At 71.0% G+C, this 17868-nt stretch carries 17 protein-coding genes and 3 pseudogenes; 11 read left to right on the top strand and 9 right to left on the bottom strand.

The window, feature by feature from the left end:
• Positions 1 to 104: 104 nt before the first annotated feature.
• On the bottom strand, positions 105 to 1841 hold the full coding sequence (locus AS97_RS45530; protein WP_247204883.1) for a GAF domain-containing protein: 1737 nt from the start codon (positions 1839 to 1841) through the stop codon (positions 105 to 107).
• 21 nt (positions 1842 to 1862) lie between these two features.
• Positions 1863 to 2444, bottom strand: coding sequence for a hemerythrin domain-containing protein (locus AS97_RS48825; protein ID WP_282615719.1), 582 nt, complete (start codon positions 2442 to 2444; stop codon positions 1863 to 1865).
• A gap of 56 nt (positions 2445 to 2500) precedes the next feature.
• Here AS97_RS48825 and AS97_RS45515 point away from each other — a divergent pair, with 56 nt between their 5' ends.
• Complete coding sequence (locus AS97_RS45515; RefSeq protein WP_210566988.1) at positions 2501 to 2923, top strand: pyridoxamine 5'-phosphate oxidase family protein; 423 nt, start codon at positions 2501 to 2503, stop codon at positions 2921 to 2923.
• Between the two features lie 67 nt (positions 2924 to 2990).
• Here AS97_RS45515 and AS97_RS45510 read toward each other — a convergent pair.
• Positions 2991 to 3576: pseudogene (locus tag AS97_RS45510) on the bottom strand (hypothetical protein); the annotation flags it as partial.
• Positions 3577 to 3709: 133 nt separating this feature from the next.
• Between AS97_RS45510 and AS97_RS45505 the strand changes: the two are divergent.
• The 4 genes and pseudogenes from AS97_RS45505 to AS97_RS45490 all read left to right on the top strand — a co-directional run.
• Positions 3710 to 4057: pseudogene (locus tag AS97_RS45505) on the top strand (respiratory nitrate reductase subunit gamma); the annotation flags it as partial.
• A 245-nt stretch (positions 4058 to 4302) separates the two neighbouring features.
• Positions 4303 to 4800: a hypothetical protein gene (locus AS97_RS45500; RefSeq protein ID WP_059146841.1), complete on the top strand. Its 498-nt coding sequence runs from the start codon at positions 4303 to 4305 to the stop codon at positions 4798 to 4800.
• Positions 4797 to 5315 carry a pyridoxamine 5'-phosphate oxidase family protein gene (locus AS97_RS45495; protein WP_079059627.1) on the top strand — a complete coding sequence of 173 codons (519 nt, stop codon included), beginning with the start codon at positions 4797 to 4799 and terminating at the stop codon, positions 5313 to 5315. Before AS97_RS45500 ends, AS97_RS45495 begins: the two co-directional genes overlap by 4 nt.
• Before the next feature lie 162 nt (positions 5316 to 5477).
• Positions 5478 to 5933, top strand: a complete 456-nt coding sequence (locus tag AS97_RS45490) for a cyclic nucleotide-binding domain-containing protein (protein ID WP_059146842.1) — start codon at positions 5478 to 5480, stop codon at positions 5931 to 5933.
• An 82-nt stretch (positions 5934 to 6015) separates the two neighbouring features.
• Here the strand turns inward: AS97_RS45490 and AS97_RS45485 are convergent, their stop codons facing one another.
• Positions 6016 to 6705: a response regulator transcription factor gene (locus tag AS97_RS45485; protein ID WP_086706935.1), complete on the bottom strand. Its 690-nt coding sequence runs from the start codon at positions 6703 to 6705 to the stop codon at positions 6016 to 6018.
• A 157-nt stretch (positions 6706 to 6862) separates the two neighbouring features.
• On the opposite strand from AS97_RS45485, the gene AS97_RS45480 reads away from it, so the two are divergent.
• A complete protein-coding gene (locus AS97_RS45480) occupies positions 6863 to 7420 on the top strand; it encodes a substrate-binding domain-containing protein (protein WP_282615718.1) in 558 nt (185 codons plus the stop codon).
• A gap of 203 nt (positions 7421 to 7623) precedes the next feature.
• On the opposite strand, the gene AS97_RS45475 is transcribed toward AS97_RS45480, so the two are convergent.
• Positions 7624 to 7821, bottom strand: a complete 198-nt coding sequence (locus AS97_RS45475; protein WP_059146844.1) for a CBS domain-containing protein — start codon at positions 7819 to 7821, stop codon at positions 7624 to 7626.
• Positions 7822 to 7932: 111 nt separating this feature from the next.
• Between AS97_RS45475 and AS97_RS45470 the strand changes: the two genes are divergently transcribed.
• From AS97_RS45470 to AS97_RS45455, 4 genes are all read left to right on the top strand, one after another.
• The gene (locus tag AS97_RS45470; protein WP_210566986.1) at positions 7933 to 8820 is read left to right on the top strand and encodes a universal stress protein; all 888 of its coding nucleotides are present in this window, start codon (positions 7933 to 7935) and stop codon (positions 8818 to 8820) included.
• 67 nt (positions 8821 to 8887) lie between these two features.
• On the top strand, positions 8888 to 9388 hold the full coding sequence (locus AS97_RS45465; protein WP_210566985.1) for a hypothetical protein: 501 nt from the start codon (positions 8888 to 8890) through the stop codon (positions 9386 to 9388).
• A gap of 56 nt (positions 9389 to 9444) precedes the next feature.
• On the top strand, positions 9445 to 10320 hold the full coding sequence (locus tag AS97_RS45460; RefSeq protein WP_210566984.1) for a universal stress protein: 876 nt from the start codon (positions 9445 to 9447) through the stop codon (positions 10318 to 10320).
• A gap of 156 nt (positions 10321 to 10476) precedes the next feature.
• Positions 10477 to 10851 carry a hypothetical protein gene (locus AS97_RS45455; RefSeq protein ID WP_210566983.1) on the top strand — a complete coding sequence of 125 codons (375 nt, stop codon included), beginning with the start codon at positions 10477 to 10479 and terminating at the stop codon, positions 10849 to 10851.
• 111 nt (positions 10852 to 10962) lie between these two features.
• Here the strand turns inward: AS97_RS45455 and AS97_RS45450 are convergent, their stop codons facing one another.
• On the bottom strand, positions 10963 to 11532 hold the full coding sequence (locus AS97_RS45450) for a hypothetical protein (RefSeq protein WP_210566982.1): 570 nt from the start codon (positions 11530 to 11532) through the stop codon (positions 10963 to 10965).
• 63 nt (positions 11533 to 11595) lie between these two features.
• On the bottom strand, positions 11596 to 13263 hold the full coding sequence (gene ctaD, locus AS97_RS45445) for a cytochrome c oxidase subunit I (RefSeq protein ID WP_079059628.1): 1668 nt from the start codon (positions 13261 to 13263) through the stop codon (positions 11596 to 11598).
• Between the two features lie 1098 nt (positions 13264 to 14361).
• On the opposite strand from ctaD, the pseudogene AS97_RS45440 reads away from it, so the two are divergent.
• Positions 14362 to 15063 (top strand): annotated as a pseudogene (locus AS97_RS45440) (Tn3 family transposase); the annotation flags it as partial.
• A 154-nt stretch (positions 15064 to 15217) separates the two neighbouring features.
• On the opposite strand, the gene AS97_RS45435 reads toward AS97_RS45440, so the two are convergent.
• Together AS97_RS45435 and AS97_RS45430 are read right to left on the bottom strand one after the other, a co-directional pair.
• Complete coding sequence (locus AS97_RS45435; protein ID WP_125755587.1) at positions 15218 to 16339, bottom strand: epoxide hydrolase; 1122 nt, start codon at positions 16337 to 16339, stop codon at positions 15218 to 15220.
• A 52-nt stretch (positions 16340 to 16391) separates the two neighbouring features.
• Positions 16392 to 17837, bottom strand: coding sequence for an MFS transporter (locus AS97_RS45430; RefSeq protein ID WP_210566981.1), 1446 nt, complete (start codon positions 17835 to 17837; stop codon positions 16392 to 16394).
• Positions 17838 to 17868: the final 31 nt, after the last annotated feature.

The following is a 17868-nucleotide window of genomic DNA, read 5'->3' as shown; positions in this document are numbered from 1 at the left end:
GCCGTGATCAGGAGCCCGTGGCACAGCAGCGCGCCCTGGGGGTACGCCACATGCGAAGCGCCGACCCCCAGGGCCCGGCTGACGGCCGGACAGCGGCCGGGACGTCACGGGGCGGTGCGCAGCGGCGCGGCCCATTCCACGACGGTGCCGCTCGGCTCGTTCGGGCGGAGGGAGAACGAGCCGCCCAGTTCCTCTGCGCGTTGCTTCAGGTTGGCCAGGCCGCTACGGCGGGTGACGGCCGGGTCGACGCCGTGGCCGTTGTCCGCCACTTTCAGCCGCAGCGCCATGTCGGTGACCTCCACGCTGACGTCGACGGCGGTGGCTCGGGCGTGCCGGGCCGCGTTGGACAGTGCCTCGACGGCCACGGCCAGCATGTGCTCGGCGTGACCGGCGGGGACGTTGGTGTCCAGCAGGCCGGTCATGCGCAGCGCGGGCGCGAAGCCCAGCGCTTCGGCGGCCCTCTCCATGGCCGCCACCAGCCGGGCACGCAGCCCTTCGCTCCGGGACCGTTCCTGCTCGCCGAGCGAGTAGATGGTGGAGCGGATGACCTTGATGGTGTCGTCCAGGTCGTCGACCACCCGCTGGACCCGCTCGCCCACCTGCGGCCTGTCGGCGAGGCGGCCGAGCGCGGACTGCAAGGTCAGCGCCCCGGCGAATAACCGCTGGATGACGAGGTCGTGCAGATCGCGGGCGATCCGGTCACGGTCGTTGAGGACCAGCATGCGATCGGCGTCCTGCCGGTGCTCGGCGACCTCGAGCGCCACCGCCGCCTGGTTGCCGTACCCGATCACCATGTCGATGACGGCGTCGGTGAAGACCGGGCCGCCCGGTATGTTGGCCACTTGCAGCACGCCCCGCACATGGTCGCGGGTGCCGAGGGGGACGAAGAACGCGGGGCCCAGCTCCACGATCGCGGCGCTGCCACCGGTGGCGCGCGCATCGGCGCTGACCGCGTCGCTGGTGATGGTCTCCCCGGAGGCGAAGACCTTCGCGGCCAGCGTCGCGGGGCCCAGGACCAGACCGCGCGCATCCTCCGCACACGTTCCGGAGGCGGCCTCGATGACCAGCTCCCCGCTGTCGCCGACCGGGACGGCCAGGGTGACAAGGTCCGCGCCGGCCATCTCGCGCAGGGTGGCGGTGAAGGACTCCAGCACCGCGGCGGGTTCGGTTCCGGACAGCAGGCTGCGGGTCAGCTCGTTGCTTGCCGCCAGCCACCGCTGCCGGCGGCGGGCGTCGTCGTACAGCCGGGCGTTGTCGATCGCCACACCGGCCGCCGCGGCCAGGGTGCGCAGCACCGCCTCGTCGTCGGCGTCGAACTCCGCGGCGCCCTGCTTTTCGGTCAGGTACAGGTTGCCGAAGACCTGCTCGCGCACCTTGATCGGGGTGCCGAGGAAGCTGGTCATCGGCGGGTGCCCGGACGGGAAGCCCACGGAAGAGGGATGCCGCGCCAGGTTGGCCAGACGCAGCGGCTCCGGATGGCGGATCAACAGCCCCAAGATGCCCTCACCGCGCGGATAGTGACCGATTTCCGCAATGGTCTCCTCGTCGATGCCGACGGTGAGGAACTGCTTGATCGTGCCTTCCTCACCCAGCACACCGAGCGCCCCGTACTCCGCGTCGACCAGGCTGACGGCCGACTCCACGATGCGCTGCAGCACCACCTCCAGCTCCAAGTCGGAGCCGATCGCGAGCACGGCGTCCAGCAGCGTGTGGATGCGGTCGCGTGCCGACCGCACCTGCGCCACCTGCTCTTGCAGACCCTCCAGCAGCTCATCCAGCCGCAACTGGGGCAAGGCCCCGGACACCGGGGGATCGCGGGGCTCCTGGCCACACTCGTCCACCACAGTTGCTCCGCTTTTCCCTCACGCCGACCCCACCAGGATGCCCGACGCGTGGACGCGGATCGACGGCGCCCCGGGGAGCGGTTCGGCAGCGGCGCGCAGGCAGGGGGAGCCGCCGGCCAGTCCGGGGAACAGCCCCTCCTCCTCGACCTGGGTGTGCGGGCCGAGCACGGCGGTGATCTCACGGGCGACCTCCGCCATGCGGGTGACCTCGCCGTCGCGGTGGGCGTCGCGGACGTGACTGATGAGCGTCACGACCCGCTCATGCTCCTGGGTCAGCTTGTCGATCGTCTCCAGTGCCTGGCAGCCGCAGTACTCGCACATCGCGTGGCTCTCCTTTCCGCTCAGTGCGCCTGGGTGGGGAACCCGCCGGGTGACCGCGTGGCGCACGCCCGTGCCGGTGAAGGTGAGCGCCGCGGCCGCCACCACCGCGAGCAGGACCAGGCCGAGGGCGTGCGAGCCGTACGCGCCGTACAGCGAGCCCATCACCAGCGGCGGGACGAAGCCTCCGAGGCCACCCGCGGCGCCAACAACGCCGGTGACCGGGCCCGCCTTGTTCGCCGGGACCAGCAGGGCGACAAAGGCGAACACGTCGCCACGCATGGACAGAGGCCCTACGGCCCTAACCGTGCCCCGGCCGCGGAGGGCAGCATGGACTGATGTTCCACAACGACGGCTTTCGCGTGCTCGATCGGCAGGAGTGCCTGCGCCTGTTGGCCAAGGTGCCGGTCGGCCGTGTCGTGTACACCCGGCAGGCGCTGCCCGCGGTGCTCCCGGTCAACTTCTCCCTGGACGCGGACTCCTCCGTGCTCCTGCGCACCTCGGCCGGCTCAGGTCTCGTGCACGCCATCGGCGGGGCCGTGGTGGCCTTCGAGGCCGACGACTTCGACGCCGCGACCCGCTCCGGGTGGAGCGTCGTCGTCACCGGCCGGGCGACCGTGGTCACCGACCCCGCCCAACATGAACGGCTCTCGCGGGTCGGCCCACGCTCCTGGGTGGTCACGTGCGATGACGTCTTCGTCCGCATCGAGTCCGAGATGGTCACCGGCCGGGAGGTTTCCGGCATGCGCGGCGCGGGCTGACCGCGCCGCGGCGGGCAAGCGCCCTCAAGGACACTCATGTTACCGGGATCGGGGCCGTCCACGCCGCTCACGGCGTTTCGGCCGCCGCCTGCCCGCAGGCGCGGGGCGTGCGGCCTGAGTCCGGCCCGTAGCCGAAGCGGATCAGCAGTTGGGGATGGCATCGCCGACGCGGGAGGCCGATGGCCGCGCGCAGGTCCGGCCATTCCATCGCCTGGTGAAGGAGCGAGGTGCGCACGCCGTGCGCCGTTGCCGTCAACAGCACGTGTTGCAGGGCCTGGCCCGCGTTCAGCCAGTCCTTCCCGCGGTCGTGAAAGGTCCACAACAGGGCGACCTGGGCGTGGCGTTCGAAGCGGAGGGCGGGCGGATGCGGTGTGGGGAGCGGGCCGGTGAAGTCCCGCATCGGCATGCGTCCGGCCGCATCCTGCGGACCGAGGGCCGTGACCGGGATGCCGCACGGCCTGTCCGACCCCGGGGACGTGATCCAGGCGCGTGCTTCGGCGGTGCGCGACGAGTTGGCGTGGTTGCGGGCCTCGGCGACGGCGGTCAGGTGCAGCAGCCGTCGGGTCCCGGCGATGTCCGGCAGACGCAGGCGCGTCCTCCGTGCGCGCGGCCTCCGACATCTCCATCACCACCGGGTCGGGTACCGGGCGGCCGGCCCGAGCCCCAGCGCCTCGATGTGGTCCTCACCGGCGTCCGCCAGCGCCTTCCACCGCAGCGCGACACGCACGACACACCGGATGAACTCGCCCAGCCCGGCGGGGTAGTACGGGACTGGAAGACCGGCGAGTGCTTTCGGCGACCGTCCTGCTGGGCATCACCGCCACCGCCGCCCACAACCTCTTCGGGCCCGGCTACGACTACCGCGAGACCGTCTCCATCTGGTTCCGCGGTGTCTTCGCGCTCCATCCGCGCCCCGAGGCGATCGCCGGGGCGCCGCTCCTGTTCCAGTTGCACGCCCTGAGCGCCTGGCTGCTCTTCGCGGCCTGGCCGTTCACCCGCCTGGTCCACGTCTGGAGCGCCCCGGTCGGCTATCTCCTCCGCCCCTATCTGGTCTCCCGGCGTCGCGCGGCCACCGCGGCACCCGTGGTGCGCACCGACTCGGCTCCCGCGTCGCGTACCGGGCGCGCCGCATGAGCCGGGCCCGCCCAGGAGAGGCGAGCCGGCGCATCGGTTGGCTGCTGGCCCTGACCGGAGCAGTCGGCTGGCTCGCCGGGCTCGGCCGTTCGCGCGCGGACCGGCGGAAACCGGAGCGAGACGGCTTCCCCCTCCGCAAGGACCGACCGGCCCTTTCCGCGTTCCGCCCGGCTCTGGCGCGCCGCGCCCGGGCCCGGAGACGATCAAGCGGACCAGTGGGCGGTGAGGAGAAAGGACAGTCGGGGATGATCGCTGTCGTAGGGCATGCCGATCTCAGCGCGTCGACGCTCGTGCTGGTGGAGGAGGAACTGCGGACGCGGCTGGCCGAGTTCGCCCGGGCGGGCAGAGCCGGTCTGGTCCGCGCCGGAAAGGGGTTGCCGACGGCGTTCGGGAGGGCCGCCCGTAAGGCCGGGCTGGCCCTGGTGACGGTCCTGCCGTCGCGCAACGGCGTGCCCACGCAGTTGGCCGAGCTCGACCGCAGGGCCGCCGGCGAACTGCTGCTGTTGTCGGATCAGGTGCGGCTGGTGGAGTACGACCCCGGCGACCGCGGCTCGTGCGTGACCGCGGACGAGAGCTTGCTGCGCCACTGCGCCCGCGTGCTCGCGGTATGGGACGGCTCACCGTCCAACGGCCGCGACATCACGGCGCATCTGGTGGCCTACGCGCGCAGTCACGGGGTCGATGTCGAGGTGATCTGGCCGCGGGGTGCCATGCACGGGACCGTTTCCCGGGAACCGTCATGACCGTTCAGCCTCTTCCTCCCGTTCCCGGCACCCGTATGGTGGAGCTGGACCGGCAGGAATCGCTCAGGCTACTGACGAGCGTGTCCATGGGGCGGGTGGGCTTCACCCACCAGGCACTCCCGGTGATCCGGCCGGTCAACCACCTCGTGAACGACGACGGCGACCTCGTCATCCGCACCCACGCCGGTGCCGCGCTGCTGGCCACCGCGTCGGCGTCCGAGGTGGTGGTGTACGAGGCCGACCAGATCGACGAGGCCACGCACACCGGCTGGAGCGTGATGGTCACCGGCACCGCGAGCCGGGTCACGGACCCGCGGACGCTCTCCCGCTACCGCACCGAGCTCACGCCCTGGATCAACACGGAGATGGAGCACGTGGTCCGCATCCGTGCCGAGTTCGTGACCGGCTACCGGCTGAAGGCGACGGCATCACACGAGCGGCACGGCATCACAAGGCGTTCCGCAGGGGCTTTGCCCACTTCCTCGGCGCTTGGCGGGACCGGTCCGGCGGTGTGAGGCGGCCGCGTCCCGGTGGTGGACGCCTCACGACCACCGCGCGGCGACGCACGGCGGGGCCGGGTGGCCCGCCGTACGGGCCCCGATGGCCCCTCGTCCGGGCCCGACCGCCGCCGCACGCTGGAGGCGGCAGATTTCAGACCCCACTTCGGGAGGCAGGTCATGAACACCCCCACCATGCTGCGCGCGCTGCCCGCCGATCACCGGCGACGGCTCATGCGCCTCCCCCGGGAGGTGTCCTTCCCGCAGGGAACGCGTCTCTTCGACGAAGGTGCCCGCGCGGACCGGTTCTGGATCCTTCGCACCGGCTCGGTCGAGCTCGACACGCAGGTGCCCGGTCGGCGTACCGCCGTCGTGGAGACGCTGAGTGCCAACGAACTCGTCGGCTGGTCCTGGCTGTTCGCACCGCATGTGTGGCATCTGGGCGCCACGGCGACGACACCCGTGCGGGCCTACGAATTCGATGCCACGGCTATTCGCTCCATGTGCCAGGACGACCCGGCTCTCGGCCGGGCCGTCACCCAGTGGGTCGGCGAGGTGCTCGCCCACCGGCTGCGTTGTGCCAGGACCCGGCTGCTGGACCTCTACGCCCCGTACGGCGCCGACAGCGCCGTCTGAGCGGGCGGAAGGCGGCCAAGGAGGGCGCGGAGGAGTCCGTCGAGAAGTCGTGGCGTCCACCGGCCTCGGTCTTCCTTGGTCTTCAGCGCCCTTCCCGCCGCTGCCGGTCCTGGGCCTTGGTGGCGATGACCGCGGCCTGGATACGACGTTCCACACCGAGCTTGGCCAGCAGCCGGGAGATGTGGTTCTTCACCGTCTTCTCGGCCAGGTAGAGCCGCTGGCCGATCTGGCGGTTGGTCAGCCCCTCGCCGATCAGAGCCAGGATCTCGCGCTCCCGTTGCGTCAGGCCGGGCAGAGCGTCGGGCTCCTCCTGCTGCTGCCCGCCGCGCAGCCGGGCCATCAGTCTGGTGGTGGCGCTCGGGTCGAGCAGGGACTGGCCGTCGGCCAGGGTGCGTACCGCGGACACCAGGTCCGAGCCCTGGATCTGCTTCAGGACGTACCCGGAAGCGCCCGCCATGATGGAGTCCAGCAGGGCCTCCTCGTCGTCGAAAGAGGTCAGCATCAGGCAGGCAAGCTCGGGCATGCGCGAGCGCAACTCCCGGCACACGGACACGCCGTCACCGTCGGGCAGGCGAACGTCGAGGACGGCCACCTGGGGTCGCAGCGCGGGGACGCGGACCAGTGCCTGCTCCACCGTCCCGGCCTCACCGACCACGCTGATGTCCGGCTCGTCGTCGAGCAGGTCGCGCACACCACGCCGTACCACCTCGTGGTCGTCCAGCAGGAAGACCCGGGTGGGGTTGCCGGGGCCGGGCCGCTCGCTGTCCGCCATGGATCGCTCCCTGTAGGTTCCACGTTCCGTCGATGCCCGATCGCGTCGGGATCGGGCACCGAACCAGGATCCTTCTCGTATTCGGGCCGAAGGACCAGGGCCGGTCGGCCCCATTCCGCCTGCGCCGCCGCGCCGGCCGGAGTGCGCGGGCACAGGGGTGCGGGGCCGGTTGCGATTCGGAGTGACCGACGATCTCGCATTGACTCAAGTGCCGCGGATCCTGCGGGATTTCCGGCACCTCGACCCCGGTGTCACCTTGGACCTCACCGTCTCCCAAGGGGTGCATCTGCAACGCAGAGTGGAATCCGGCCACGTCGACGTCGCCTTCGTCAAAACGAACGGCGGAGACGGGCGAGGACGGCTGGTCCGCCGGGACCGGCTGGTCTGGGCAGCCGCCGAGGGTACCGGCCTGCGGTGGGACGAGGAACGGCCGGTGCCGCTCATCGTGTACCAGGCGCCCAGTCCCAGCCGGGATCTGGCCGTGCAAGCGTTGGAACAGGCGGGCATCAAGCACCGCGTGGTCTGCACAGCGCGCGGGGTCAACGCCGTCCTGCCGCCACCCGCGCCGGGCTCGGCCTCGCGATCTTTGTCCGCAGCCTCCTGCCGAGCGACCTGGTCGAGCTCCCCGGCAGCACCGGCCTGCCCGAACTCGGCGAACTCGACCTCGTCCTGCTCACCAACCCGCACGCCCCCGCCGAACCCGTCGAGCCGTTGACCACCGCCATCCTCGCGCACACCGACCGCATCCGCTCCCTCCACGGCACCCGCCGCTGGCCGGCCGAGCCGACACGTGCGGGGGCCGCGGGAACTCGCGCCTAGGGCCACGGACTCCGGAAAGACCGAGCCCAGCAGCTCGACCTCGCTGATGTGGTGCGTGCGGGCCTGGTCACCCGTGTTTCCACCGCGGCGTCGTGACCGCTACGCCGACGGGACCCCGGCCGCGTCCTTCGCCCGGTGTTCGAGCTGGGCGTCCGGCGGCAGCCGCGCGGTGAGCGCCGATCCGCCCGGGCCCTCCCCGGCTGCCTCGTCGCACCACAGATCGGCCTCGGAGACGACCCCCACCGGCCGGTCCTGCTCGTCGAGCACGGGCACGGCGGTGAGGACGTGCCCGACCACGCGCGGGCACGGCGTGGGGCCGGTCGGCCGCGCTCAGGGGACCTGGGGCCCATCCCGCCACTCCGTCCGCGTCGAGAGGGTGGAAGCGCGTCCCGGAAGGAGGTCCGCACCATGCCCCGTACCGTCACCGTCGGTCTGGACGGTTCACCCGAGAGCCTCACCGCGGCGGACTGGGCGGCCCGCGAGGCCCAGCGCCGCGAAATGCCGCTGCGCCTCGTCCACGCGCTGGACTGGCACTCGTACACCTACGCGCCGCTGACCGGAGTCGAATCGCTGACCCGATGGGCCGAGCGCCTGCCGAGCGACACCGCGGCGCGGCTGCGACGCGACCACCCGGACCTGCGGGTCGTCCACGAGCAGGTCGCCCGGGAACCGGTGCCGTCGCTGCTGGCGGCCGCCCAGAACGCCGAGTTGCTGGTTCTCGGCTCCCGGGGCCTGAACAGGGTCACCGGGGTTCTGGTCGGCTCCGTGGCGCTTGCGGTCGTGGCCCGGGCCGAGCTCCCCGTCGTCCTGGTACGGACCGGCGGGGTGGGCAAGGGCGGCCACCGGCCCCGCTCGGCCGCCACCGCCTCTTCGCGCCTCGCGCGCCGCGATGTGGTGCTGGGGCTCGACCTCCGGCGGCCCGCCGCCCCGCTGCTCGATTTCGCGTTCGACGCCGCCGCCCGCCGGGCGGCGACACTGTGCGTCATCCACGGATGGAGCCCGCCCCCCGCCTCCGGCTACCCGGCCCCCTTGGGTACCGGCGCGTCCGCTCAGGTCGCGAGCGAGCTGACTGACGTACTCCGCCCGTGGCGGGCGAAGTTCCCCGGCGTCGAGGTGAGCGAGCAGGCCGTGATCGGCAGCCCCGCGGAGCACTTGGTGGACGCATCGGCCCACGCCGCCCTGGTGGTCGTCGGCCGCTTCACCCACGGCCCGCGGCCCGGCCCGCGCGTCGGTCTGGTCACCCACAAGGTACTGCACCACTCCACCGCGCCGGTGGCGGTGATCGCGCACGGCTGACGCTCCGTCGAGAGGCAGCCGCGAAGCCGACACCGTTCCCGGTCCGTTCGTCGAAGGGAAACCATCCATGTTCACAACCGTGCTGCCCACCGTCCTCGCCTCCGCCCTGCTGACAGTGACTCCGGCCGTGCCCACGGCCGCACACACCGCCGCCGCGACACCGCGCGAGGCGGGGGCCGCGGAGGACACCGTGCCGGCGGACCGGTCGGGTGCCGCGGAGTCCGCCTTCGACCACGTCGCGAACTTCTACGGCGCCTATATCGACGCACGCGGCTCCGCGAGCGAACGGCTCGGCCAGGAGCTGCGTCGTCACTATCTGACCGCCGCTCTCCTCCGGCGTCTGGCCGATTGGGAAGACCAGCACGCCGCCGACGGCGTGCTGCGCGCTCAGGGCGCTCCCACGGCCTGGAAGGTCAGTTACGAGGACAGCGCCATGGGACACACCTGGACTCGGGTGCGGCTCACCTGGGGCACCGGGGAGCACCCCACGTACACCTATCTCTCCCTGCGGTCGGACCTGGCCACCAACCTCATCTCCGACATCAGCGCGACGACCGTCCAGCGATGAACCTCCCCGGCGCGGAACCCCCGCTGCCCACCCCCTCATACGTGAAGGCAGATGTCATGCTTCGACCCGTCGTCGTCGGGCTCGACGGCTCCCCCGAGAGTTTCACCGCGGCCAATTGGGCGGCCCGCGAGGCCCAGCGCCGCGGGCTGCCACTGAGCCTGGTACACGCCTGGCTCCGGCAGGCCGGCGATCTGCCCGCCGCGGACAGCGAGGACACCGTGAGGCACTGGGCACAGCGCATCCTGCGCGACGGCGGGAAGGAACTGACCGGCCGCTACCCGGAGCTTCCGCTCACCGCGGAGCAGGTGCCCGCCACGGCCGTCACAGCGCTGCTGGAGCGGGCGGAGGGCGCCGAGATGCTGGTGCTCGGCTCGCGTGGGCTCAGCGCCCTCACCGGTTTCCTGCTCGGCGCTGTCGGCCAGCAGGTCCTCGCCCGGGCCACGTGCCCGGTGGTGATGGTGCGCGCGAACGAACGGTCGACCGCCGAGCGGCCGGGCGACGAGGTCGTCGTCGCGCTCCAGAACCTGAAGGCGGCCCCCGGGCCGCTGCTGGACTTCGCGTTCGCCGCGGCGTCCGCGCGCGGGGCGACGTTGCGGGCCGTGCACGTCCGCAAGCTGCCGTCGTCCGACTACGGGTACGGCCTCGCCACGGCCTCCGTCGGCTACCTGGACGGTGATCTGGAGGGCCAGGTGAACCGGGAGCTGGAAAGGGCCCTGGAACCGTGGCGGGAGAAGTACCCGCAGGTTGCGGTGGAACGCACGATCGATCTCGCGTTCGTGGCCGGGGCCGTGCTGCGGGCCACCGCCGAGGCCGGGCTGCTGGTGGTCGGCCGCCGGACACACCGTTCCGCCCTCGGTACACACATCGGCCCGGTCACACACGCGGTGCTCCACCACTCCACCGTTCCGGTGGCCGTCGTACCGCACGACTGAAAGCCGCCCCCGGCGCTCGGCCGGGTCTTCGGCCTCACTCCCGCTCCCGGTGGGCCGGGCACACCACCCCGCCCGCCGAGACCGATCGGGCCTGGGCCCCGCCGCGCCACCGGGGAGAGCCGAAACCGCTGTCAACGGCACAAGGAGCGATCGGACATGACTCTCGGGACCAACGACAAGGACGCGGCTGTGACGGTGCGCGCCGAGAACGGCATCGATGAGGAGACGCTCGGCTACGCGCGGGCCAAGGTCCACGCGGTCCTGGCCCGCCCGGGGCTGCCCGTGGTCACCGGCGAAGTGAGGATCGTCAAGGCGGCTGCTCCCCATGTCGAGCGCCCCTGGTCGGCCACGGCCAACCTCCGGGTGGGTCGAGCCGTCGTGATCGTCCACGCCCGGGAAGTCACCGGCCGGGAGGTCGCGGACCGGCTGCGGGACCGGATGCGCCGCCAGGTGGACCAGGCCACCCACGGCGGGCGCGCGGCCGGCAGGCCGGTGGAGCCGCCGTGGCGCGGAGGACGTACGGCGGGCTGAGGCCCCGTCGCGGAGACCTCTCCCGCCCGGCTCGGATGGAACCGTGACGAGGGCCCGGTCCGGGCCCTCGTTCACGTTCACGCGCTCGATGTCATCGACGGTCCCGAACCTCTACGGCCGGATCGGCCCCGTCGGCGCTTCGCCACGGCGCACGGTGTGCCCCCGGGCCGCGCCGACGATGGCGATGACGAGGAACATACTGACGACGGCCGCCGCCATCAACGCCGCCGCAATCGTGCGGCCCAGGTTCGTCTGCCCCGTCCAGAGGACCGCGGCAGCCACGACGGTCGCCACGATGAGTCCGGGCAGCAGCCATACGAGGAAGGTGCGGCAGCGCGAGGAGGTGGACCGGAGCGGGGTCCCATATCCGCAGGCCGCCCAGTGTTTCTCCGTCTCGCGGAGTTCGCGTGCCCGGTGAACGCGGGACCGGGCGGCCAGCGCCGTGGCCGTGGCCGCGCCCGTCGCGGCCACGACACCGATGACACTCCAGGACACCGGGGTGAGAAGCAGCGCCGCGAGAAGCGCGACGGTACCCCAGCCGGTCAGGCATCCGGCCGCCGCGATCCGCCGGGACAGCGGTCGGTCGTCTCGGGCCCGTATGTCCGCCACCGCGGGCAGGGACCAGACGCAGCCGCCGACGCAGGACACCGCGGCAGCCAGCGCGAGGACGGCATGGGACATGGCGCTCTCCTCCATCAACAACACCTGGACATCGGCAAGGGCATCGGGACCGTGGCGGTCCGCTCAGCGCCGCTCGGCATCGAGCTCGCGGAACTCTGGATGGTGCAGATCGAAGGCCGGGGATTCACTGCGTATCCGGGGCAGCCACGTGAAGTTGTGCCGTGGTGGGGGGCACGAGGTGGCCCACTCCAGGGAGCGTCCGTATCCCCAGGGGTCGTCAACCTCGACCCTCTTGCCGTATTTGGCGGTCTTCCAGATGTTGTAGAAGAACGGCAGGACCGAAAGGCCGAGCAGGAACGAGCCGATGGAGGACAGCGTGTTGAGAGCGGTGAAGCCATCGGCCGCCAGGTAATCGGCATATCGACGGGGCATGCCCTCGGCCCCCAGCCAGTGCTGCACGAGGAAGGTGAGGTGAAACCCGACGGTGAGGGTCCAGAAGGTGATCTTTCCAAGCCGTTCGTCGAGCATTTTTCCGGTGAACTTCGGCCACCAGAAGTGGAATCCGGCGAACATCGCATAGACGACGGTGCCGAACAGTGTGTAGTGGAAGTGCGCGACGACGAAGTACGAGTCCGACACATGGAAGTCCATCGGCGGCGACGCCAGGATCACACCGGTCAGACCGCCGAAGGTGAAGGTGATCAGGAATCCGGTGACCCAGAGCATAGGCGTCTCGAAGGACAGTGACCCCTTCCACATCGTTCCGATCCAGTTGAAGAACTTGATGCCGGTGGGAACCGCGATGAGGAACGTCATGAATGAGAAGAACGGCAGCAGCACACCACCGGTGACATACATATGGTGGGCCCACACCGTAACCGAGAGACCGGCGATCGAGATCGTCGCGGCGATCAGCGAGACATAGCCGAACATCGGCTTGCGCGAGAACACCGGGACGACCTCGGAGACGATACCGAAGAACGGCAGCGCGAGGATGTAGACCTCGGGATGTCCGAAGAACCAGAACAGATGCTGCCACAGCAGGGCACCACCATTGGCCGGGTCGAAGATATGCGATCCGAACTTACGGTCACACTCCAGCGCGAGGAGCGCGGCGGCCAGCACCGGGAAGACCAGCAGAATCAACACCGAGGTCAGCAGCACGTTCCAGGTGAAGACGGACATCCGGAACATCGTCATGCCCGGAGCGCGCATGCAGGTGATCGTGGTGATGAAGTTGACCGCGCCCAAGATGGAGCCGAATCCGGAGAGCGTCACGCCCATGATCCACATATCGGAGCCGACACCGGGTGAATGAATGGCGTCCGACAGGGGCGCATACAGAAACCAGCCGAAGTCGGCGGCGCCCTGAGGGGTGAGGAATCCGGCCGCGGCGATCAGCGAGCCGAACAGGAACAGCCAGTAGGAGAGCATGTTCAGCCGAGGAAAGGCCACGTCCGGAGCCCCGATATGAAGCGGCATGATCCAGTTGGCGAACCCGGTGAACAGAGGCATCGCGAAGAGCAGCAGCATGACCGAGCCATGCATCGTGAATGCCTGGTTGTACTGCTCGTTCGACAGGAGCTGGGTCCCCGGGCGCGCCAATTCGGCCCGCATGACCAGCGCCATCAGGCCGCCGACGAGGAAGAAGACGAAGGCCGAGACCAGATACAGCGTCCCGATCTTTTTATGATCGGTTGTCGTCAGCCACTCCACCAGGACATGCCTGCGCGTCGGCGGGGATCCGGTTCCGGGAGCAACTCCCCTGATGTGGTTCCCCTTGGTACTCATTCCGTCCACCGAGCCGCACCCTCTGCCTCTTCGATCCATCCCGAAAAGCCGGAAAGAGCAGCGCATGAAGAAGCCGCCACTCTTTCCAGCTCACAACATGATCACGGGTTGGGAACTAGCCGCACAGGGCCGAAGAGTCCAGGGGCAGGGTCGAAGGTCCCTGATTCCGATCAGGCTCAGCGGCTTCTCACCGAGCGCCCAGACTGGACGGCGGCACTTGTCGTGGTCGTAGCCGCAGTCGGCCAACAGCGGCGAGGAGGACCTCGCACAGCCGGGACCAGACCCCGGCCGCGGTTCAGCCGAGCGGCACCGGCAGGCCACCACAGCCCCGGCGTTCGGCCGGAAGCGGCGCCATCCGGGGTCCATCCCGCCGTGGAACAGCAGGACCACCAGCGCCAGCGTCACCACGACCGGCACGGCACGGATCGGCACGTTCCGCAGCGCCGGCACCAGGTCGGAAGCGACGGCGGCGGGCCGGAGCAGGCACGCACAAGCGCTCGCTGAGCCGATTGGAGAGCACCGCCGCGATGACGGCGAGCGCCACCACCACGGCGCCCGCGGCGAATGACTCCATACCTCTCATGGCTTCCTCCCCGCCGCCACCCGAACTGTCGTTGGCGGAGGTGCTGCCACCCCCGCCCGTCAGCGAACGGCCGGGGCCCCACAGGGCCACCGGGCGGAATCCGCCGCCGCGCCGCGTCGGCTCGGCCATCCGCAGACATGTCTTCTGCTACTGCATGGACCGACGTGCGCCGCAGTTGGACGACGATGGAAGGTCAAGCCTGGCAGCCGTCACCGTCAGTGAACCCCGGACCGGGAGACTTGAGCGTGGCGCCGGTGCCCGGGCCTCAGACGACGCCTCGGTGCAGGGGCCCTCGCCCTTCAGCCCGGCGGGAAAGATTTGGGCGATCATGGGGGCAGGGAAAGTCTCGTCGACAACGCTGGTCTGCCACCGCGACACATGGGATTTCGTGGCGGCTCAGATCGGAAGTCACCCGCATTTCCGGACCCCCGTTCTGGAGGAACGCGACGCGGGAATGGTGGCCGCAGTGATCTCCGGCCGCTCTCTCGTCGCCATGCTCCTGTCGCTCGCCGGCCGCCGGGTACGGGCCCCTTCAGGCCGTGGCCCGCAACAAGGTGAACCTCAAGCGGGTCGTCACGCACTGGCCCGACATGCTCCGGGTCGCCTGGTCGCTGATCACGAACCAGGTCCGTGCCTACGACCTGCTGCGGATGTTCGGCCGCGAGGGTCACCCCACCCCGCTGAGTGCCGCGTTCGCCGAGTACGGGCGCATCGACAAGACGATGCACCTGCTCGCCCTGGTCGACCCGGTCGACCCGGTCGACCCGGTCGACGACACCTACCGTCGCCTGATGAACCGGCAGCTCACCGTGCAGGAGTCCCGCCACCGCCTCGCCCGCGCGATCTGCCACGGCGGCCGCGGCCAGATCCGCCAGGCGTACCGCGAGGGCCAGGAGGAACAGCTCGCCGCCCTCGGCCTGGTCCTCAACGCCGTCGTGCTGTGGAACACCCGCTACCTGGAAGCCGCCGTCGTCCAGCTCCGCGCCGAGGGCCACGACATCAAGGACGCGGACGTCGCCCGCCTCTCCCCGCTCAAGGACCGGCACATCAACGTCCTGGACCGCTACCTGTTCACCACCGAGGCCAGCGGCCCCGCCCAGAGCCTGCGCCCCTTCCGGGACCCGGACGCAGCAGAGGACGACCGGGGCCGAGGAGTGAGCCGAGCCCTGTCCCCGCAACCCGGACAGGGCTTCAGAGACTGTCGGGACCGAGGCTGACGGAGGTCATGGTCCAACGGCACCGCGCGGACTGTGGCCGGCGAGCCGGACAACGTTCGTCCATTGCACCGCCCCACAACGTGATGTGCCGGTAACCGGGGGACGGACAGGACCATCCCCTGGGCGCGGGCTTCCCAGGGGATGGCACGGACAGTCAGCGGAACAGGCGGAAGAACCCGCGCACCTGCTTGACCAGCGACTCCGGCTGCTCCAGCGCGGCGAAGTGGCCACCGTGCGGCAGCTCCTCGAACCAGCGCAGGTCGGTGAACCGCAGCTCGGCCTCCCGCCTCGACGGACGGGTTATCTCGCGCGGGTAGACCGACAGCCCGGACGGCGCGGTCACCTTGTCCCGGAAGTTGGCGAAGCTCTCCCAGTACAGGCGCGCCGACGACGTGGCCGACGCGGTGAACCAATAGACCGAGATCTCGTCGAGGATCGTCTGCCGCGACAACGCGTCCTCGGGATGGCCGTCGTTGTCCGTCCACGCCCAGAACTTCTCGGCGATCCAGGCGGCCTGCCCCGCTGGGGAATCGGTGAGGCCGTAGCCAAGCGTCTGCGGCCGGGTCGCCTGGATCGCCGAGTACCCCCGGCCGGTGCGCTGGAACTCCTTCCCGGCCTCGAGATTCGCCAGCTCCGCGGGCGTCGGGTCGTCGAACGTGCCCGCCGCCACGGATCCCAGGTTCAGGTGCACGCCGGCGACCCGCTCGGGCGCCACCTCGCCCAGCGCCCCGGACACCGCCGAACCCCAGTCACCGCCCTGCGCGCCGTACCGTTCGTAACCCAGCGAGACCATCAACGTGTCCCAGGCGCGCGCGGTGCGAGTGACGCCCCACCCGGTCGTCGACGGCTTGTCACTCCAGCCGTACCCGGGCAACGACGGCGCGACCACGTGGAACGCGTCCGCCGGGTCACCGCCGTGCGCGCGCGGGTCGGTGAGCGGGCCGAGGACCTCCAGGAACTCGAGCACCGAACCCGGCCACCCGTGCGTGAGCACGAGCGGGAACGCGTCCGGCTCCGGCGAGCGGACGTGCAGGAAGTGGATGCCCAGCCCGTCGATCGTGTCGCGGTACTGCGGGAACACGTTCAGCCGCTCGGCGAACCCGAAGTCGTAGTCCTCGGCCCAGCTGCGGCAAAGCTCCTGCGCATACGCCAGCGGCAAACCCTGTGACCAGTCGTCCACCGGCTCGCGCTCGGGCCACCGTGTCCGTCGCAATCGTTCACGCAGGTCCGCGATCTCGGCTTCGGTGATGCTGACCTCGAATGGCTCGGCGGACATGGCAAGGCTCCTTACTGGTCAAGGCGTTATCGGATCAGATGCAGGTGGACCGTCATCGCGGGCTCCCACGCGTGGCGTCGGGTTGGGGGCGGCGGTCGGCGGTAGGGCGCCGGGTCAGGCTGAGGACGAGTCCGGCCAGGGGGAGTGCCGCGAGCGCGGCGAGGGCCACCGGCACCGGCACGATGCCGGACAGACCCGCGACAGCGGCCGGACCGATCCCGCCACCCAGGGCGTTCATGAAGTTGAGCAGGCCCTGTGCGGTGTCGCGGTCGTCCGCGGCGACCAGGTCCGGCGCGAGGCTCACCAGTACGGCTTGGGCGCCGGCGAACCCGCACACGGTCAACGCCGTGCCGACGACAATGGGGATCGGCCCATTGAAGACCGCGACCACGAGCACACCGACCACGGTAAGTGCCGCAAGCCCGGCCGACACCTGCCAGCCGGTGAACCGGTCGGTCAAGGTGCCGACCAGCCGCCCGGCCAGCACCGAGCAGGCGGCGGCCGGGACCAAGAGCACGCCGGCTTCCAGGGGGCCACCGCCCGTGGCCTGCTCGATCAGGGACGGGGCGCGGAACAGCACCCCGTAGTAGCCGGCGAAGACGGTCCCGCCGACGAGCCCGGCCGCCAGGAAACCGCGGGCCGCGATCACCCGCCGAGGCACGAACCCCTCGGGCGTGCTTCGCAGGCGCCACCACAGTCCCACGGCGGCGAGCACCCCGGCGGCAGCCACGACGAGCGTGACCGGAGCGGGCAGGCCGACCGAGTGTGCCTGCAGCAACGTGATCAACGAGCCGGCGAGTACCGACAGCACGGCCGCGCCGACGATATCGAGTCGCCCGGTCGAGCCGTTTCGCTCGCCGCTACCGCTCCGCGTCAGCGCGCGCCTACTCGGCAATGCGGCCAGCAGGAGGGGCAGCGCGAGGACCGGGATCGCGAGCACGGCACGCCACCCGAGCCATGCGGTCACCGCCCCGCCCAGCAGTGTCCCGCACCCCGACGCCGTCGCGCTGGCGGCCGCGATGATTCCCAGGGCGCGGATCCGTTGCCGCCGGGGAAGGGCGGTGGCCGCGGCAAAGACGGCGATCACGGTCGCGCCCGCCCCGGCGCCGCCGATCAGTCGGCCGACGATCACGACGGACAGTGTCGGCCCGGCTCCGGCGAGCGCGGAGCCCGCGGCGAGCGCCACGACCCCGGCGACGAGGACCTGGAAGGGGCTCCAGCGGACCAGCAGCCGACCCGCGACCGGCATCGCGAGCGCGGAGGTCAGCGACCACGCGGCGAGAATCCATGCGGTGGCCCCGAACGGCACCGCGAGTGCGCGGCCGATGGCCGGCAGGGCCACCGACGGCGCTCCCAGTGCCACGTACATCGGCAGCACCAGCATCCCCAGAGTCAGCCCCAGACGACGCCCGTCCGGGGCGTCGGTTCGCTCCGGTGCCGGGGCCCCTCCGGACCGGATCGTCTGCGGCGTCGTCCCCTGCCGGGTATGTAGTGACATGCTAAAGCTCCTTTGGGTGTAACATTACGGA

The sequence above is a fragment of the Streptomyces sp. AgN23 genome (assembly GCF_001598115.1).
Classification (GTDB): Bacteria; Actinomycetota; Actinomycetes; order Streptomycetales; family Streptomycetaceae; genus Streptomyces; species Streptomyces antimycoticus.
This window is presented reverse-complemented; position numbering and strand designations above follow the sequence as displayed.

What these genes read in the sequence shown, in the direction of transcription:
- AS97_RS45465 (WP_210566985.1), top strand. Translation starts at nt 8,888, where the DNA reads ATGTTCACAACCGTGCTGCCCACCGTCCTCGCCTCCGCCCTGCTGACA.
- AS97_RS45450 (WP_210566982.1), bottom strand. Translation starts at nt 11,532, where the DNA reads ATGTCCCATGCCGTCCTCGCGCTGGCTGCCGCGGTGTCCTGCGTCGGC.
- AS97_RS45435 (WP_125755587.1), bottom strand. Translation starts at nt 16,339, where the DNA reads ATGTCCGCCGAGCCATTCGAGGTCAGCATCACCGAAGCCGAGATCGCG.
- AS97_RS45460 (WP_210566984.1), top strand. Translation starts at nt 9,445, where the DNA reads ATGCTTCGACCCGTCGTCGTCGGGCTCGACGGCTCCCCCGAGAGTTTC.
- AS97_RS45515 (WP_210566988.1), top strand. Translation starts at nt 2,501, where the DNA reads ATGTTCCACAACGACGGCTTTCGCGTGCTCGATCGGCAGGAGTGCCTG.
- AS97_RS45485 (WP_086706935.1), bottom strand. Translation starts at nt 6,705, where the DNA reads ATGGCGGACAGCGAGCGGCCCGGCCCCGGCAACCCCACCCGGGTCTTC.
- AS97_RS45430 (WP_210566981.1), bottom strand. Translation starts at nt 17,837, where the DNA reads ATGTCACTACATACCCGGCAGGGGACGACGCCGCAGACGATCCGGTCC.
- AS97_RS45470 (WP_210566986.1), top strand. Translation starts at nt 7,933, where the DNA reads ATGCCCCGTACCGTCACCGTCGGTCTGGACGGTTCACCCGAGAGCCTC.
- AS97_RS45490 (WP_059146842.1), top strand. Translation starts at nt 5,478, where the DNA reads ATGAACACCCCCACCATGCTGCGCGCGCTGCCCGCCGATCACCGGCGA.
- AS97_RS48825 (WP_282615719.1), bottom strand. Translation starts at nt 2,444, where the DNA reads ATGCGTGGCGACGTGTTCGCCTTTGTCGCCCTGCTGGTCCCGGCGAAC.
- AS97_RS45495 (WP_079059627.1), top strand. Translation starts at nt 4,797, where the DNA reads ATGACCGTTCAGCCTCTTCCTCCCGTTCCCGGCACCCGTATGGTGGAG.
- AS97_RS45455 (WP_210566983.1), top strand. Translation starts at nt 10,477, where the DNA reads ATGACTCTCGGGACCAACGACAAGGACGCGGCTGTGACGGTGCGCGCC.
- ctaD (WP_079059628.1), bottom strand. Translation starts at nt 13,263, where the DNA reads ATGAGTACCAAGGGGAACCACATCAGGGGAGTTGCTCCCGGAACCGGA.
- AS97_RS45500 (WP_059146841.1), top strand. Translation starts at nt 4,303, where the DNA reads ATGATCGCTGTCGTAGGGCATGCCGATCTCAGCGCGTCGACGCTCGTG.